Source organism: Motilimonas sp. 1_MG-2023 (assembly GCF_030547455.1).
GTDB lineage: Bacteria > Pseudomonadota > Gammaproteobacteria > Enterobacterales > CBDFNC01 > Motilimonas.
Window position 1 is genome coordinate 1 of the sequence record NZ_JAUOPX010000110.1, and the last position, 855, is coordinate 855.

Sequence of the window (855 nt, forward strand, 5' to 3'; positions counted from 1 at the left end):
ACAAGATAAAGTAGAAGAATACGAAAAGGCATTCCATAATGCACTTGCAAAAAACGTATAACAAGGCCAGTCAATCTGACCTCCGTAAATTGTCTTCTTTTTTGCAAAAAGACGCAAAAAAGCAGCCAATCCACTCCGGCAGTTGCTGGCGGCGTTATGTACTTTTACGGAAAATCAGAAATTTATGGATGAAAATACTGAAATTTGGCGTCAATATTACGAAAAGGCACTCTCTCGCCCCCATTCAAAACGTACTGAATTTGCTGTCAGACTCGATGAATCAAACCTCAAAGTAGCCACTGACTGTGGTTGTGGAACCGGTAGTGATATCGAATACCTCGAGCAACAGGGTTTTCAAGTTCATGGCTTCGATATTAATCCTGATTCAGTCGCTATTTGTAGAGACAGGTTTGGGTCAAAGTCATTAGTGGATATTTCAGAGTCCTCGTTTGAGTCGTTCGACTATCCAAAATCTGGTGTAGTTCTCGCAAATTCCAGTTTGTTCTTCGCTGACCCAAACCAATTCGAATCGACTTGGAGTAACATTAAATCTTCAATTGAAATCGGTGGGGTGTTTGCTGGTGACTTCATGGGTTTCAAAGACAGTTGGGCTCACAACTATCGTAGCCCCACAACACCTCTATCGGAATCAGAAGTAAAGGCTTTGTTCTCAGGCTTTGAAATAATAAGGTTCTCTGAGCGTGATGAAGCAGCGAAAACTTCATTGGGTAGAATGAAGCATTGGCATACATATTCTGTGGTTGCGGTGAAACGTACATAACATACAAGAATAGGTGTCGCGAAGCCGACACCCCATATTCAGGTGTTGGACAAGCCCGGAGCCTCGATAAGCTC

At 42.7% G+C, this 855-nt stretch carries 1 protein-coding gene; it reads left to right on the forward strand.

All coding sequences use genetic code 11. From position 1 onward, the window contains the following. The first annotated feature begins 184 nt into the window (after window positions 1-184). The gene (locus Q4519_RS21635) at window positions 185-781 is read left to right on the forward strand and encodes a bifunctional 2-polyprenyl-6-hydroxyphenol methylase/3-demethylubiquinol 3-O-methyltransferase UbiG (protein WP_303515997.1); all 597 of its coding nucleotides are present in this window, start codon (window positions 185-187) and stop codon (window positions 779-781) included. Window positions 782-855 lie beyond the last annotated feature (74 nt).

Coding starts and splice junctions, on each gene's coding strand:
- Q4519_RS21635 (WP_303515997.1), top strand. CDS start 185: ATGGATGAAAATACTGAAATTTGGCGTCAATATTACGAAAAGGCACTC.